Source organism: Veillonella sp. Ser01, assembly GCF_053850375.1.
Map to the genome: position 1 here is coordinate 490,298 of NZ_JBSPUA010000001.1, position 16,080 is coordinate 506,377.

Consider the following 16,080-nt stretch of genomic DNA (forward strand, 5'->3'; position numbering starts at 1 on the left):
TATCTCCTTGCTCTAATATTATAAATAATGCTCTAAGCCGTAAGTTAAACCAGTTTTAGTACTAATTTTTTTACATGCTAATACTACACCTGGCATAAAGGAAAGTCGGCTTAAACTATCGTGACGAATTGTTAACGTTTCATCATAGCCACCAAATAGTACTTCTTGGTGAGCTACGTAACCAGGTAAACGAACGCTGTGGATTGTTACGTCATCAACCTTAGCGCCACGAGCACCTGGTAAACTTTCACGAGTCAAATCCTCATCAGGCGTTGCATTCGCCACTTGTTTAGCTTCGTTAATTAATTTAGCTGTTAAAATAGATGTACCAGATGGGGCATCGTATTTATGGTTATGATGTAGTTCAATAATCTCTACATTAGGGAAATATGGTGCCAATTCTGCAGAAACCTTCATCATCATAACTGCACCAAGAGAGAAATTAGGTGCAACAAGGCAGTTTGCATTATTTTGGCGACCAATAGCATCTAATTCGTCACGTTGTTCCGCAGTTAAACCTGTAGTACCAATAACTACATGAATACCTGCAGATAACATTTTTTTAGCATTTTCATAAATAACAGCAGGATTTGTAAAATCTACAATTACATCAGGTTTATTAGTACCTAGAACCTCATCGATGGAGGCATTCATTGTAATTCCTAATTGTTCGATGCCTGCTACGGAGCCTACATCTTGACCTGCCTTAGTAGGATCGATGCCGCCTACTAATGTTAATTCAGGATCATTATGTACTGCTTTGACTACTTCGCGGCCCATTTTACCGCCAGCGCCATTTACCATTACTCGAATCATATATACCTCCAAAAAAGCCAGTGGATGCATCCACTGGCCTTATAGTTTATATAGCTTATAACTGTTACTAAAAGCTCAATGATAGCACTCCACCAATTCAAATTGATGACAGTCGTCCATTTATTAAATAGACAACCAGAACGATGAGTCGCAATCACCGAACTTCGGCAAGCATCCCTTTTATCATGGATCAATGCATGCCTACTCCTCATGATTACTATTTATACTCGCACCTCTATCAACATATTCACTTAATACTATTAGTATAAGTAATTATGCGATTTTAGTCAATTAAAATGGGCAATTAGTTCTTTAGCTGCTGCTAATGTTGTTGACGACATACCTCGACCAGACATCATGGAAGCGATTTGCGTAACTCGTTCATCCTCATTAAGTACAGATAATGTTGAAATTGTACGGTCATCTTGCTCTATTTTAGATAAGTGATAATGTTGTTTTGCAATACTTGCTGTTTGAGGTAAATGAGTAATACAGAATACTTGATTAGTTTTAGATAGATGTAGAATCTTTTCAGCTACTTTTAACGCTATATCTCCACTGATACCAACATCGATTTCATCAAATACCATTGTTTTGAAAGTGTCAGTACGGAATACAGATTTAAAGGCTAGCGCAATACGAGCCAATTCACCACCAGAGGCTACCTTGTGAAGTGGTAACAATTGTTCCCCTTTATTGGCGGAGAATAGTAGTTCAATAGATTTTGCTCCTAAAGGAGATAATCCTTCACCATCCTCTATATGGAATTCAATATCCCCTTTAGGCATACCTAAATCTACTAATTCTTGATGTAATGCAACAGCTATAACTTTTGCATTTTTTAGGCGTATGTCACGTAAAGCTGTTAAAGCTTCTTCTGCGACTTTTTGAGCTTTATCTAAACGAGCCTCTAATTCATCTTGAGCAAATACGAGGCCTTCAAGCTCCTCTAAACGAGCTTGTGCTTTTTCTTCGTATGCTAGAATTTCTTCTATGGTTTCACCATATTTTTTCTTTAACCCATAAAGTAATGTGTCACGATCTTGGCAATACTTGTAGCGCTCTTCATCATAGCTGATAGTATCTCTGTAGCGATCTAATGATTGGGCTGCTTCCTCTAATTGAAAATAAGCAGAATCAACCATTTCAGATACTTCCTTTAATTCACTATCATACTTTACAAGATCATTAACCTCTACCTTGATAGAGTTAATAGTGTCTAGTAATGGTTGGCGTCCATTATAGAAGGCGTCATAACAAGAACCTAATACCTTATCAATATGCTCAAAGCTATCAAGACGCTTTAATTCTTCTGCAATAGAGACATCCTCACCCATAGTGAGACCGGCTTCTTCAATTTCATCAATTTGGTATCGTAGCATATCGAGCTCACGCGCTCGTTCAGACATATTTTCTTGTAAGTGATCCACATCTTGTTTAGCTTGCTTATATACTTTATAGGCATCTAAATAGGCCTTATAAGCTACTTGTCCTTCTTTATTATACGTATCCAAATATTCATGATGAGTATCTGCATCTAACAATCGTTGATTGCTATATTGACCATGAATATCTGCTAAATGTTGACCAATTTCTTTTAATGCTTTTAATGGTATAGGTTGATCATTAGCTAAGATAGTAGATTTACCATTGCGATTAAATGAACGGGAGAGAATTAATTCCCCTTCTTCAACCATAATATTTTTAGATTCTAATAGTTCTTGTATACTTTGGTGATCGGCAATATCAAAGATTCCATCTATAACAAAACTATCTTTACCGTGACGAATGAACTCGCTGCTTGCGCGTTCTCCCAAAAGGATACTAAAGGCATCCATTAATATGGATTTCCCTGCCCCAGTTTCGCCGGTAAAGATAGTTATGCCATCATTAAATGAAATATTCATTTGCTCAATCAACGCAAAGTTGCGAATGCTCATTTGCGTTAACATCTATTTAGTCCTTCATTAAATCTTGAATTTTAGCTAAAATCGCTGGAACTTCAGCTTCAGATCTTGCAATTAACAAAATTGTATCATCACCAGCTAATGTACCAATAATTTCAGACCATTTTGCATGGTCAATAGAAAATGCTACGGATTGAGCTGAACCAGGAATTGTATGTAATACAACTTGATTCAAGCTATGATCTACCTTAATTAGAGAATCTTGGAATAATCGATTGATTCGACTACGAGATAGAACTACATTTTCTTCTGGAGATAATGCATATCGATAGTGTCCATCGCCTGTAGGAATTTTGATTAACATCAATTCCTTAATATCACGAGAAACTGTAGCTTGCGTTACTTCAATACCTTCTTCTAATAAGGCCGCTGCTAATTCCTCCTGAGTTTCAATCGCCTTGGACTGCACGATTTCTTTGATTTTGTTATAGCGATAGCGTTTCATTTTGAACTCCCTTTTTTAAACCTTGCACATAAAAGAGAATAGTATCTTTCTGCTATTATTATACCATATATTCATAATTAATATATGGTATAAATTGCATGTCTCATACTAGTTATGCATATTATATTAATATTTAAAATATTGTTAACTTTCTATATATTGATAGCGTATAAACACATATCCTATAGGCTTCATCTATTTATATGAAATTAATAATTTAAAATTAGAAGATTATACATGTATAAATAAAAGCCCCTATAAAGGGGCTTTTACATATTTCTTATGACTTTTATTCATAATGAATAAAGATATATTTCGTTTTATCGTTTTTGCAATATAAATAACTCAGGTGGATTATTGATTTGATTCATTGGATGCCAATGACATACATTATACAATTTTTGTTCTAAATCTGATAAATACGATTTAAGCATCTGCATTTCTTCAAACCCTTCTGTTGTTCCAGGGTAAGCAACAATTGTGATAACTCCAGACTTCGATAATTTTTCTAAGCCTTCATTTATGGCATCAATAGTTTGATGCGGTTTAGTTATAACTTGATGATCACCACCTGGTAAATAGCCTAGGTTAAAGATCATTAAATCAATAACTTCATCTTTTAATTGATTAGCTAATGCACGATCATGGGAGTCATGAATAAATGTTAGACTTACATCTTGTGCTATATCATTTGACTGCAATAACTCTTGGCTGCTATTAATGGCTTTCATTTGAATATCGATGCCATATAGATGACAGCCCTTTTTTGCTCGTTCTGCCAAATATAGTAAATCATGGCCATTACCACATGTTGCGTCTACCACTATATTAGCGTGTTTCATTACTCGATCCCAGATTAAATGTTGAAACTGAACAGCATTGTTAATGTTAATCACAAAATCACCCCACTTGAGATTTTAGTATTACAACAACTCGTCACGACGAGATGCTAGTTTTTTAAATAATGTACCGAAGAAACATTGATCTTTAAAACGTACGAATAAACAATAAACAGGATTAGAGCTTATATGTAGTGTTTCTTTATTGGTAAACGTATAGTCAAATGTACCGTCTATACAGATATGTAATTGTGGTTCACGTTCTGGCATCGTGATTTGGATTGTATCATGCTCTTCTAATACAAGTGAAACACCTTGAATTAGATGTGGCGCTACAGGTGTAACAATAATGGATCTATTATCAGGCTTCATAATAGGACCACCTGCGGATAGATTATATCCCGTAGACCCGGTTGCAGAGGAAATAATCAAACCATCTGAAGGATACATTTGTGTATGTTGATTATTGATGGACATGTTAATACGTGCCATTTTTGCTGGTTCAGCACGGGTAATAACGATTTCATTAATAATAGGTACTAACTCTTCTTCATTACCATTATTTCGGTCAATATATGCATATAAATGTCCACGTTTTTCTATATTATAATCACCATTTGCAATACGTTTAATATGACTTTGCATTTGATGAACTTCAATTTGGTTTAAAAAGCCTAGCTCACCAAGGTTAATACCACAAACAGGTACATTATATGGGTAAATTTGTCTTGCCAAATGGATGATGGTGCCATCACCACCAAAACTAAAGGCAATATCAATTTGTTTAAAGATTTCTGGACGACTTAAAATATGAGTTTCAGGAATCTTAAGTACTCGTGCAGGTGCATCTGATTCGAGATCATCTGGCAAAAATACTTCGATACCTTCATCTTTACAAATATGTGCAGCCATTTTTAGAACTGCCATAATATTGCTTTTCCCCATGTTTGGGAAGAATCCGATACGCATAGTAATCTCCTATAATGAATGGGCTTCTGCAACCACTGTATCAATTAATGCATCATCAATGGCTAAAGCCCCTTCTTTGTACTTTTTAAAATAACCTAAAAACTCAATATTACCTTCCATGCCTTTAATTGGTGAGAACGTTAAGCCGTGAATATATAATCCACAATCGAGAGCAACATGTAAGATACGATGTAAAACTTCTTTATGGATTTCAGGATCTCGCACTATACCGCCTTTACCTACATTCTCTTTCCCCGCCTCAAATTGAGGCTTAATCAAAGCAACAAGAGCTCCTGTATCCTTTAATAAGGTAGTCGCAACTGGCAGAACCTTGTCCAAAGAAATAAATGCTACATCAATAGAAATAAAGTCCACAAGTTCACCAAGTTGCTCAGGTGTAACAGTACGGATATTTTGCTTTTCCATATTAATCACACGCGGATCTTGACGCAATTTCCAAGCTAATTGATTATAGCCTACGTCAATGGCAAAGACTTTAGAGGCACCATTTTGTAGGGCGCAATCTGTAAAACCACCTGTGCTAGCACCAATATCAACCATAACAGCATCCTGTAAGTTGATAGGATATGTTTGAATAGCTTTTTCTAACTTTAATCCACCGCGACTAACATAAGGCAACGTATTACCCTTTACTACAATATTGGCATCTACAGGAATTTTTGTACCTGCTTTATCAATACGCGTAGTATCCATGAAGATTTGGCCAGCCATTATGGCCGCTTTTGCCTTTTCTCTACTTTCAAAAAGTCCTCGGTTAACGAGGAGTATGTCTAAACGTTCTTTACTGCTCATATAACACCATTATAAATATAATAAAATTGAACACATGCAACAAGAATACCGAGGATTAATCCTCCAAATACCTCTATTGGTGTATGTCCTAATAATTCTTTTAAGGCCTCTTTACGAGTAATGACAACAGGTATGTTTTTCTTTGTAAAATAATCTACAATTTGATTTAGAATTTGAGCTTGACGCCCAGCTTCTAATCGCACCCCAGATGCATCATACATAACTACAATAGAAAATACTAAGGATAGAATAAATAGATCCGAAGCCCCACTTTTTAGATATATAGCCGTAGTTGTAGCGATTACAAAGGATGTATGGGAACTGGGAAATCCCCCAGAGCCCACAAGGCGTTCTGGACAAAATTTACCATGCCGAACTAGTTGCCATACAAATTTGATAGCCTGCGCAGTAAACCATCCCCAAAATGCAGCTTGCGCTATGTAGTTGTGTGCTATTTGTGGTAATATATCAATCATTATTTATACCTTCTTCAGGTAATACCAATTAATTAGTTCGTTCTAAAAGATAATCAATTAGAGCAGATAATATAGATGTATCATAAGAAACAGAGTTTAATGCATCGTGAGCTTGTTTGCCAACTAATAGGGCTTGCTCTTTTGCTCCTTCTAAACCAAGCAAAGATACATACGTCGATTTATGTTGTCGAATATCACTACCAGGAGTCTTTCCTAATTCTTCAATAGTTCCAGTTACATCTAGAATATCATCAGTAATTTGGAATAACAATCCTAAACAATTAGCATATTCCATAAGCGCTGTTCGAGTAGTCGTATCTGCATTGCCTAAAATAAGGCCTAATTCTACTGACGCATTAAATAATGCACCCGTTTTTCCACTGTGCAAAACCTTTAACTCTTCTAGTGGGATATGCTTATCTTCACTGAGCATATCGAAGGCTTGACCACCGACCATACCTTCCGGGCCTGCTGCAGCAGCTACACATTGAATAGCATCTATTTTTTGCTGAGGCGTAGCAGTTTTATTCTCAGTCATTAGTTGAAAAGCATAAGTTAATAAACCATCACCAGCTAGAATAGCCATACCTTCACCATAAACTTTATGATTTGTTAAATTACCTCTGCGATAATCATCATTATCCATAGCTGGTAAATCATCATGTACTAAGGAATATGTATGGATACACTCCATGGCGCATAGAAACTCCTTATAATCAGCTGGATTTTTATGAAGCATTTCTAACACAGCTTTAGATAAGATTGGTCGGATTCGCTTGCCGCCTTGCATTAAGCTATAACTCATGGATTCATAAAGAGGTTTAAATTCTTGATTTGGGCTACTTAAGACCTCACCTAACCATTGTTCAATATGTTGTTTGCTAGACCCTAAATAATCTTTGAACATAGAATCTCCTTATTCGCTGATGCGGACTTCTTCGATAATTTGTTGAACTTCATTTTCAACCGAATCGAGCATTTCTGCACATTCTTTTACTAATGTTAAGCCCTTTTTATATTGAGTTAAGAGTTCAGAGATGGTCATATCACCATCGTCTAATTGTTTCACAATATCCTCTAAGGCTTTATATTTCTTTTCATAATTTTTTAGTGATGCGGCCATCTTTGTGCGCCTCCTTTACCGTAGCATTCACATAACCATCAGCAAGTGTAACTCGTATATCATCCTTTGGATGTAATTGAGTAACAGACGTTATAGGTTTATCATTATGTTCAACCTTTGCAAACCCTTTTACCATCATTTGTAATGGATTTAGAGATTCTAATTGTTGAGCTAATAATGCTAAACTATGTTTCTCTGTATTGCATCGTTCTTTTGTAGCATTAGTTAATGATTGTGAAAGCTCTTGTAAATGCGTTTTCTGTTTATGCAAAAATTGTAGAGCTGGAATACCTAATTTACGATTAAAGAGCAATGTTAAATCTGTACGTTTCTGTTGTAATGTATAACGTATAAACTCGTGTAGGTATTCTTCTTTTTCTGTTAATTGATCTTGTAGTGTAATGATAGGAAGTACAGCCATTTCTGCAGCGTGACTTGGCGTTGCTCCACGAGCATCTGCTACATAATCACATAAGGTATAATCTGTCTCATGACCTACTGCTGAGATTACCGGTGTATTAGCAGTATAAATAGCCTCTACAACTGCTCTATCATTGAAACACCATAAATCCTCCATAGATCCGCCACCACGACCAACGATGATAAGGTCTACCTCTGGGTCAGCATCAGCCGCTGCTATTCCTTTAGCTATAACAGGTCCTGCTGTATTACCTTGGACAGGAACGGAGAACAATTTAAATCGAACTAATGGGTTTCGTCTTTCACTGACATGTAAAATATCATGTAATACGGCGCCAGATTGAGATGTAACAATCCCTATGCAACTTGCCATATACGGTAAATTTTGTTTATGGCTATCATCAAAGTATCCTAAGGCAGTTAATTCTCGTTTTAAAGCGTCAAATTCAAGCTGTAATGGGCTTTTAGAACCTATTTGCATATCGGATGCAATGAGATTTAAACGGCCCATTTTATTGTAAAAATTAACAGATGCTTTTACAGTTACTAATAGACCATTTTGAATGGCATTAGCCAACCCTTTTTGCATAACAGTGCTAGACCACATGGTAACATCAATAGCGGCTTCTTCATCTTTTAAAGAGAAATACATATGACCACTACTATGACGCTTTGCATTAATAATGGTGCCGCTAACATAAAGATTCTTAAGTAGATATTCACGGTCTAAGGTGCGCTTTATAAGATTGTTTAATTGTGTAATGGTTAATACATTCACGATTATCCTCTAGTTTCCTCTAAAAAAGCAGCGCCAAAAGCATTGCCAGTGGCATTATCAACAGAAAATTGTGGCTGTGCCACGTGTAATGTAATGTGATTACGTCTACAATAATGATCCATACGATGACGAAGTATACTATTGCTCATTACACCACCAACGGCAATTAATGTTTTAACAGGTTTATTTTTTAAATGATAGTTAATCATTTTTTCTAGTGCATTTCCAATAGAGGTGAATACAGCTCGCGATAGATTAAATTTTTCTATATCATTCATGGAATCACTAATGCGTCGCATAGCCGCACTACATGGCCCAGCAAAGCTTATCCAACCTTCTTTTACAGAAGATGGTAATGGTTCATATTCTGTAGTTTGTAATGCTAATGCCTCTAGATGCTTACCTGCAGGAAATGGCAAACCCATTGCAACACCAATACGATCTACATATTGACCGCCTTGTAAATCCTTAGAGCCGCCAATAATGTGAGACTCAAATATGCCTTCTCCTTTATAATGACAATATACGAGCTCCGTAGTACCACCTGATAAATGAAGTGCTAAAAATGGATCTTTAGGAATTGTTTTTAGTTCTCGAAGGGCAGCTAAAATATGATTTTCTTGATGTGCAAAAACTTGTAAAGGTACATTCATCATATGACTTAGAGATTGACCATACCCTAGCCCTACCATAAAGGCTGGCATATAGGAATTTTCCTCACGTCTAGGAAAACCACTAACACCGACACCACTAATTGGTAGTTGTGGCAATTCAGATATCAACTTAGGCAATGCCCTTGTATGTTGAAAGACCATATTTGATTGTTGTAGTCCTCGCTCACCCTGTTTGACCTCTAATATTTTGCGGGCTTCCCCAACCATTTGAAAGTCGCTATCTATAATGGCACAACTTGTAGTGTAGCAACTAGTATCAATGCCTAAGTAATATCGTTTCATTATTTACTCTTATTATATGCATCTAGAATTGCATTAATTAATTTATAAGAAGAATCAGAACCAAAATCTTTAGCTAATTGAATAGCTTCATTAATAGCTATAGATGGTTCTAAAGGTTCATCTTCATTTGTCATTTCCCATAGAGCAATACGTAAAATAGCACGATCAACCTTGTCTAAGTTTTCAACTTTACGTGATTTACAAAATGGCTGTAATGTTGCATCTATAATTTCAGAAGTGGATAATACACCATTTATAATATTATTCGCATAGGCCTTATCCATAGATTTATGCATATGTCCTTCTGGAAATTGAACATCACTTTGGTCTGAATGAAATTCATTAGCATATAACATTTGAAATGCGTATTGACGTGCTTCACGTCGATTTCGCTTAATTACCATGTGGAGTTGGCTCCTTTTCTTTAACAATACCTTCAATATGAACATCAACCTTAACATGATTAAGATCAAGCATATTCTTTAAGGTTTGTTTGATTTCTAACTGCAACTGTTTGGATAATTCAATTAAATTGTATCCATATAATGCTTTAATATAAATATTGACTTCAATAAAATCTTTACGATGTTTAACATTAATACCTGGTAAACTGCGTTGACCAAAGGCATGTGTAATACCCTCTACTAGTTCATCGTAAAAGCGAGGGCTTAAAGAATGAATACCTGGTATAGTGGTTAAAGTTTTTGTTGCTACATCTATGATGACAGAGTCTGCAATATTAATAGTATCCATATCTAATCCGTAGTTTAATTCTTTATCTGAACTCATATAGATTCTCTCCTAAGGCTGTGATGGTGTTACTAAATCATCAAAAATAATGTCTTGTACCACTACATCAATAGTTTGAACTTCAATTTCTGTATAAGAAACTAAAGCCGTTTTTATACGTTCTTGTAAACGTAAAGCCACATCAGGAATACGATATCCATACTGAATGCAAACATATAATGTTACAGAAAGAGCTCCTTCATCGTTAAATGATATCTTTACACCTTCATAATCAGATTTACGTCTAAAGAAGGCATTTACATCATCATTAAAAGTAGAACTCATATGATGTATACCCTTTGTTTCAAGCGCTGCTATAGTAACAATCGTAGCATATACATCTTCACTAATCTTAATTTTACCAGACTCTAGTTCAGTATTTTTCTTGGTCATACTGGCCTCTTTCAAAAAAAGCACTTGTCCCTATATATAATTACATAGACGACAAGTGCTTACAGTGCAAATGTTAGATATATGGGGAATCAGATTCCATGAAAAGATCTAGCCCCAATACATATCAATAAGTATTAGGCACGTTCGATGTATTGACCTGTACGAGTATCAATACGAAGTACATCATCTACTTCAATGAAGAGAGGTACTTTTACAGTGTAGCCTGTTTCCAATACAGCTGGTTTGTTACCACCAGTAGCAGTATCACCACGGATACCAGGGTCTGTTTCAACTACTCGAAGTTCAACAGCTACAGGTAAATCGATACCGATTACGATACCTTGGAAGAACATGATGGATACTTCCATATTTTCAAGAAGGAAGTTTTTAGCATCACCTAGTTGTTCAAGGTTAAGTTCAACTTGATCGTAAGTTTCGTTATCCATGAATGTGTAAGCGCCATCAGATTCGTATAAGTATTGCATACGACGACGGTCAACATGTGCTTTAGGCACTTTTTCACCAGCATTGAACGTACGTTCTACTACAGAACCAGTTTGCAAATTTTTCATTTTAGTACGTACGAATGCAGCACCTTTACCTGGTTTAACGTGTTGGAAATCAACTACTTGCCATACATTACCGTCGATTTCAACGGTTACACCTGGACGAAAATCATTACTGGAAATCATCTAACTCTTCTCCTTCTAAATACCTATTTCAATTAACTCTTTTGGACTATGTGTCAACACCTCATAGCCGTCAGATTTGACGATGACACTATCCTCTATTCTCAATCCGATAGTACCTGTAATATAAATACCAGGCTCTACCGTAATGATCATATTTTCTGTAAATACCGTATCGGATTTTGTATTAGCCACTGGTTCTTCGTGAATCTCAAGACCTACGCCATGACCAGTACCGTGATTAAATTCCTTGGTATATCCATGTTCTTTGATATAATCACGACATACTGCATCGAGTTCTTTACCGGTAATACCAGCCCGAACAGCAGCTACGCCGCGTTTTTGTGCTTCTAAAACTATACTATACAGCTTTTTTTGTAATTCAGAGGCAGGACCCATTACAATAGTTCTAGTCATATCGGAATGGTAACCCTTATATACGGAGCCAAAGTCGAAGGTAACAAAATCACCTGCTTCAATGACCTTATCACTAGCTACACCATGAGGCATACTAGAACGGTTACCAGAAGCAACGATGGTTGCAAAGGAAGGCTCCTCTGATCCACGTTTTAACATTTCTGTTTCTAATATGATGCGCGCTTCGTTTTCTGTCATTCCTACCTTTAATTGTGGTAATAATGCAGCAAAGGCGTCGTCACCAATTTTAGCAGCTTTTCGCAATAATTCTAATTCATCTTCTCGCTTAACTGCTCGTAGTTTAGCAAAATTGATAGAAGTAAAATTAAAGCGTTCATCTAATGTATCACATAAGGTTTCATAAGTATCTACCGGCATTTGCTTGCCTTCAATACCGAATAAACCTTCGTGAATATGATGCTCATTGAATATATCTACAAGAGTATCCATAACAGAGGATTCATATTGAATGACTGTATATCCTTCACATTGTTTTGTAGCTTGCTCAGTATATCTGAAATCAGTAATCATAAAGGCTTTATCTTGTGTAATGATAGCAAAGCCTGTAGTACCAGTAAAACCAGCAAAATAATGTAAATTTATAGGGCTCATCAAAATGACGCCTGTTAATTCTTGCTCTTTAATATACTGTTGTAGCAGATTTAAACCATTCATAATCATGCTCCTAGTCTATAAAGTACAATTAATCTTACCATAAAATACCTATATTGAATAGAATTTTATGCTATTTTTTGAAAGCCTCTATATCACCAATGGTTAAGTCCTGTATAGAACCAACCTCTTCTATGCCGGTTAAATCTATATGGCCTATAGTTAACCGTTTTAAATATGTAACAGTACCGCCTGCTGCACCAATCATACGTTTTACTTGATGATATTTGCCTTCTTCAATGGTAATATGCAGAGATTGAGAAGATACAACATCAATTAAAGCAGGCTTGCAATGGGTTCCGTCACCTAGTACAATCCCCTCTTTTATACGTTGAATTCCTTCTTCTGTTAACTCACCATCATATTCTACGTAATAAACCTTGGATACATGTTTATTACCATTGATGATTGAATGTCCCCAAACACCATCATTGGTAAGCAACAGTAATCCTTCTGTATCCTTGTCTAACCTTCCGACTGGAACTACCCCCATTTTAATATATTCAGGTGGCAATAAATCCATTACAACAGGATGATTTGCATCCTCCACAGCGGTAACATAGCCTTTGGGTTTATGAAATTTTACATAATACTGCTGCTTAGTATTAACTACTTGTCCATCAACCGTTATTACATCAGACTCAATATCAACGTGGATATCTTTTTTTGTTGTTATTTCACCATTAATAGTAACTCTTTGATCCTTTAAGAGTTGATGAACTTCTTTTCGACTGCCATAAGCTTTATTAGCTAATAATTTATCGAGTCGCATCATACATGTCCTTGGAGTAATTCAACATGAGCTGTATCATTGAGCAAATTCAAAATATTATGATCATATTCGCCCATACCATTATAGAAAATACGGTTAATAGCTGTATTACCTTGGCTGAAATTCCAACAATGACTAATAGAAATATCTAATAATTTACATAATAAGGTTCTAATAGTTCCGCCATGACATGCTATTAAAAGAGTCTCTTCCTCATCATTAACATTGAGGAATTCTTCCAGACCTGCCCAGGCACGATCTTGCAAATCTTTAAAGCTTTCGCCATTTGGTACTTTTACAAGATGAGGCCGCAAATACATCTCATCAATAAGGCCGGGCCAACGTGCTTCAATGTCTGAAAATAGCATAGCTTCCCAGTCACCAAAATTAAGCTCTCGCAATCGTTTATCTACTGTGATAGATGTTGTGCGGTCACCTCGAATCGTTTCGGCTGTAACTAAGGCACGACTTAAATCACTAGATAAGATACGGTCAAAGGTAACATCTTTAAGGGCATTGCCACATGCTTTAGCCTGATTCAAACCATTTTCATTGAGGGGAATATCTGTAATACCTTGATATTTCCCCATTTTATTCCAATCAGTTTCACCATGACGTACAATATATAATGTCTTCATAATCTTCCTATACTTTCAAAATATTTGTCAGTTTATCCACCAGTTTAATATTAGTATCATGATCTTTAATAGCAATGCGTACCCAGTGATTAGTTAAACCTACATAGGAGTCACAATTGCGCACAATCATATTATATTTTTTTAGCTCTTCATTAATATAGTTTGCTGTAATTCCTTCTTGATTAACTTGGAACAAAATAAAGTTAGCTGAAGGTGGATATACAGTAATTCCTTCTAAAGCATCTAATGCATTGTACATGAATGCTCTTTCTTCATTCAATTCTTGTTTTGTTTGTTTAATGTAATCCACATCATTTAAGGCAGCCTTTGTATAAGCTTGCGCTAATGTATTTACAGACCAACTAGGGATATATTGCTGTAATTGAGTAATTAATGTTTTGTTAGTAAAAGCGGCACCAATGCGTAAACCAGGTACAGCATAGAATTTTGTAAAGGAATGAACTACGATGATATTATCGAATTCATTTACTAAAGAGCGCATAGAATGCGCATTATCTTGTAATGGATCATTTCCAACAAAATCGATAAATGATTCATCTATAACAAGTAAGCTATTTGCATCTTTTAACATGCTCGCTACAGTGCGAATATGATCTTTATCAAGTAATGTACCATCTGGATTATTAGGATTACCTAAAAATACAATGATGCGACCATCTTGCCCTTTTAGTTCAGCTGCAAAGGTTTCTAATGCCAAATATGGTACCTCAAAATAAGGTTTTCCATTATCCTCTTCCCGAGGTCGATAAAAAATATCACGTACAGGAATCTTACTTGCTTCAAGAGCCTCTTTATACTCAGAAAATCCTGGTGCTGGTACAAAAGCACCTGTATATCCAGGTAAACGGCAAATAGCATATAATAGCTCGGCTGCACCATTACCAACTATAATTTGATGTTTATCCATTCCATATGTATCAGCAATAGCATTTAATACATCATCATTGGTAGCATCAGGGTAATGAGAAATATAGCGTAATTGTGCATTTAATGCATCTAATCCACGTTGACTAGGTCCAAGGGGATTAATATTAGCGCTAAAGTCGACCACCTCATATGGTTCAATTCGTTGTTCATGGGCAAACTGAAATATATTGCCCCCATGTATCTTAGACATTTAATTCTCTTTCTATTAAATATATTATCGTTTAATATAGGTTAATCCTTCATTTGTGGTTTCTACTGTATCCACATAGGATAAGTGAGGTAACTTACGTATGATTTCTTGCTTACAATCATCAATGCGACCATAATCTACTGGAAATAGCAGTCCCATAATAGTACCACTATGAGCTATGATTGTACCAACACTGTTATAGTAATTTCCTATATCGTGAAAATCATATAAGTTTGCTTTATATAGTATGCGTTGATTACCAAAAGCACTCAATGTAGCTGCTTGACCAATTAAATTGATATCATGTGTTTTTAAGCCTTGTTTAAATAAATCTAGTGACTCACGTATAATAGGCTCTTTTTCTAAAATTTTAGTTTGTAAATCTACTTGTTGATTAAAGGTAATGGTATCTATACTACCGCCTTCATCAAATACAAGAATTTTCAATGGCGGACACATTCCTAGTGATTGAGAAATGGTACCTTTAATATAATCAAACTGCGTAACACCTTGATAAAATGAAGCATCTGTAGGTTCTACGGATAAACAGATTTGCTCTAGTTCTTTTAGTGATAAATTATAATCCATAGCTAAAGCGGTAGCCATAGCCGTTACAGAAATATCCGCAGAACTTGAAGCCATCCCTTTACCTTGTATAATGTCAGAACGTACATATACAGGTGGACAAGTTTGATCTTTATTATTTTTCTTTAATAATCGTTGTACTAATTGTCTTGCCAGAGCTGACTTAGGTTGTAATGCACAATAATGTTGTGAAAATGGATGTTTTACATTACTTAATGCGTAGGAGTAACGATTAATAGGACAAGTCACTAAAAATGACTGGCCATTAATAGAACCTTGTAGAAATTCCCCACATGTACCTGGGGCTCTTACATAATAGGTCACATTAAACTCCTTTCGCATTAAACAAAAATAGTAATTATTTTTACAAAACAATGGATAAATA

At 35.7% G+C, this 16,080-nt stretch carries 20 protein-coding genes and 1 riboswitch; all 20 genes read right to left on the reverse strand.

The window, feature by feature from the left end:
- Positions 1–18: 18 nt before the first annotated feature.
- The gene (dapB, locus tag ACWTVK_RS02270) at positions 19–816 is read right to left on the reverse strand and encodes a 4-hydroxy-tetrahydrodipicolinate reductase (protein ID WP_456045818.1); all 798 of its coding nucleotides are present in this window, start codon (positions 814–816) and stop codon (positions 19–21) included.
- Between the two features lie 74 nt (positions 817–890).
- Positions 891–1,062, reverse strand: a riboswitch (Lysine riboswitch).
- Between the two features lie 41 nt (positions 1,063–1,103).
- Positions 1,104–2,768, reverse strand: a complete 1,665-nt coding sequence (gene recN / locus ACWTVK_RS02275) for a DNA repair protein RecN (RefSeq protein WP_456045819.1) — start codon at positions 2,766–2,768, stop codon at positions 1,104–1,106.
- A gap of 4 nt (positions 2,769–2,772) precedes the next feature.
- Positions 2,773–3,228, reverse strand: a complete 456-nt coding sequence (gene argR / locus ACWTVK_RS02280) for an arginine repressor (protein WP_303938411.1) — start codon at positions 3,226–3,228, stop codon at positions 2,773–2,775.
- A gap of 320 nt (positions 3,229–3,548) precedes the next feature.
- A complete protein-coding gene (locus ACWTVK_RS02285) occupies positions 3,549–4,124 on the reverse strand; it encodes a class I SAM-dependent methyltransferase (protein WP_060924590.1) in 576 nt (191 codons plus the stop codon).
- Between the two features lie 27 nt (positions 4,125–4,151).
- Positions 4,152–5,036: an NAD(+)/NADH kinase gene (locus ACWTVK_RS02290; RefSeq protein WP_105085621.1), complete on the reverse strand. Its 885-nt coding sequence runs from the start codon at positions 5,034–5,036 to the stop codon at positions 4,152–4,154.
- A gap of 9 nt (positions 5,037–5,045) precedes the next feature.
- Positions 5,046–5,849: a TlyA family RNA methyltransferase gene (locus tag ACWTVK_RS02295; protein WP_303938408.1), complete on the reverse strand. Its 804-nt coding sequence runs from the start codon at positions 5,847–5,849 to the stop codon at positions 5,046–5,048.
- Entirely contained in the window at positions 5,846–6,325 is a 480-nt protein-coding gene (locus ACWTVK_RS02300) for a divergent PAP2 family protein (RefSeq protein WP_370815988.1), read from the reverse strand. Before ACWTVK_RS02300 ends, ACWTVK_RS02295 begins: the two co-directional genes overlap by 4 nt.
- A 28-nt stretch (positions 6,326–6,353) precedes the next feature.
- On the reverse strand, positions 6,354–7,232 hold the full coding sequence (locus tag ACWTVK_RS02305) for a polyprenyl synthetase family protein (RefSeq protein ID WP_298631577.1): 879 nt from the start codon (positions 7,230–7,232) through the stop codon (positions 6,354–6,356).
- A 9-nt stretch (positions 7,233–7,241) separates the two neighbouring features.
- On the reverse strand, positions 7,242–7,448 hold the full coding sequence (xseB, locus tag ACWTVK_RS02310) for an exodeoxyribonuclease VII small subunit (protein ID WP_298631581.1): 207 nt from the start codon (positions 7,446–7,448) through the stop codon (positions 7,242–7,244).
- Positions 7,423–8,646 carry an exodeoxyribonuclease VII large subunit gene (gene xseA, locus ACWTVK_RS02315; protein WP_370815984.1) on the reverse strand — a complete coding sequence of 408 codons (1,224 nt, stop codon included), beginning with the start codon at positions 8,644–8,646 and terminating at the stop codon, positions 7,423–7,425. Before xseA ends, xseB begins: the two co-directional genes overlap by 26 nt.
- Before the next feature lie 2 nt (positions 8,647–8,648).
- Positions 8,649–9,602, reverse strand: a complete 954-nt coding sequence (locus ACWTVK_RS02320; RefSeq protein ID WP_456045820.1) for a metallohydrolase — start codon at positions 9,600–9,602, stop codon at positions 8,649–8,651.
- Complete coding sequence (nusB, locus tag ACWTVK_RS02325; RefSeq protein ID WP_105089189.1) at positions 9,602–10,006, reverse strand: transcription antitermination factor NusB; 405 nt, start codon at positions 10,004–10,006, stop codon at positions 9,602–9,604. Before nusB ends, ACWTVK_RS02320 begins: the two co-directional genes overlap by 1 nt.
- Positions 9,996–10,391: an Asp23/Gls24 family envelope stress response protein gene (locus tag ACWTVK_RS02330; RefSeq protein WP_456045821.1), complete on the reverse strand. Its 396-nt coding sequence runs from the start codon at positions 10,389–10,391 to the stop codon at positions 9,996–9,998. Before ACWTVK_RS02330 ends, nusB begins: the two co-directional genes overlap by 11 nt.
- Positions 10,392–10,403: 12 nt before the next feature.
- Positions 10,404–10,784: an Asp23/Gls24 family envelope stress response protein gene (locus ACWTVK_RS02335; protein WP_105085612.1), complete on the reverse strand. Its 381-nt coding sequence runs from the start codon at positions 10,782–10,784 to the stop codon at positions 10,404–10,406.
- Between the two features lie 134 nt (positions 10,785–10,918).
- The gene (efp, locus tag ACWTVK_RS02340; protein WP_060924599.1) at positions 10,919–11,476 is read right to left on the reverse strand and encodes an elongation factor P; all 558 of its coding nucleotides are present in this window, start codon (positions 11,474–11,476) and stop codon (positions 10,919–10,921) included.
- A 15-nt stretch (positions 11,477–11,491) separates the two neighbouring features.
- Complete coding sequence (locus ACWTVK_RS02345; protein ID WP_156719123.1) at positions 11,492–12,565, reverse strand: M24 family metallopeptidase; 1,074 nt, start codon at positions 12,563–12,565, stop codon at positions 11,492–11,494.
- A gap of 70 nt (positions 12,566–12,635) precedes the next feature.
- Positions 12,636–13,334, reverse strand: a complete 699-nt coding sequence (locus tag ACWTVK_RS02350; protein WP_213467976.1) for a pseudouridine synthase — start codon at positions 13,332–13,334, stop codon at positions 12,636–12,638.
- Positions 13,334–13,972, reverse strand: coding sequence for a histidine phosphatase family protein (locus tag ACWTVK_RS02355; protein ID WP_024066067.1), 639 nt, complete (start codon positions 13,970–13,972; stop codon positions 13,334–13,336). The genes ACWTVK_RS02350 and ACWTVK_RS02355 overlap by 1 nt, the downstream gene beginning before the upstream one ends.
- A 7-nt stretch (positions 13,973–13,979) precedes the next feature.
- Positions 13,980–15,110 (reverse strand): pyridoxal phosphate-dependent aminotransferase, encoded by a 1,131-nt coding sequence (locus ACWTVK_RS02360; protein WP_456045822.1) that lies wholly within the window; start codon positions 15,108–15,110, stop codon positions 13,980–13,982.
- Positions 15,111–15,134: 24 nt separating this feature from the next.
- The gene (locus tag ACWTVK_RS02365) at positions 15,135–16,019 is read right to left on the reverse strand and encodes a GHMP family kinase ATP-binding protein (RefSeq protein WP_456045823.1); all 885 of its coding nucleotides are present in this window, start codon (positions 16,017–16,019) and stop codon (positions 15,135–15,137) included.
- Between the last annotated feature and the right edge of the window lie 61 nt (positions 16,020–16,080).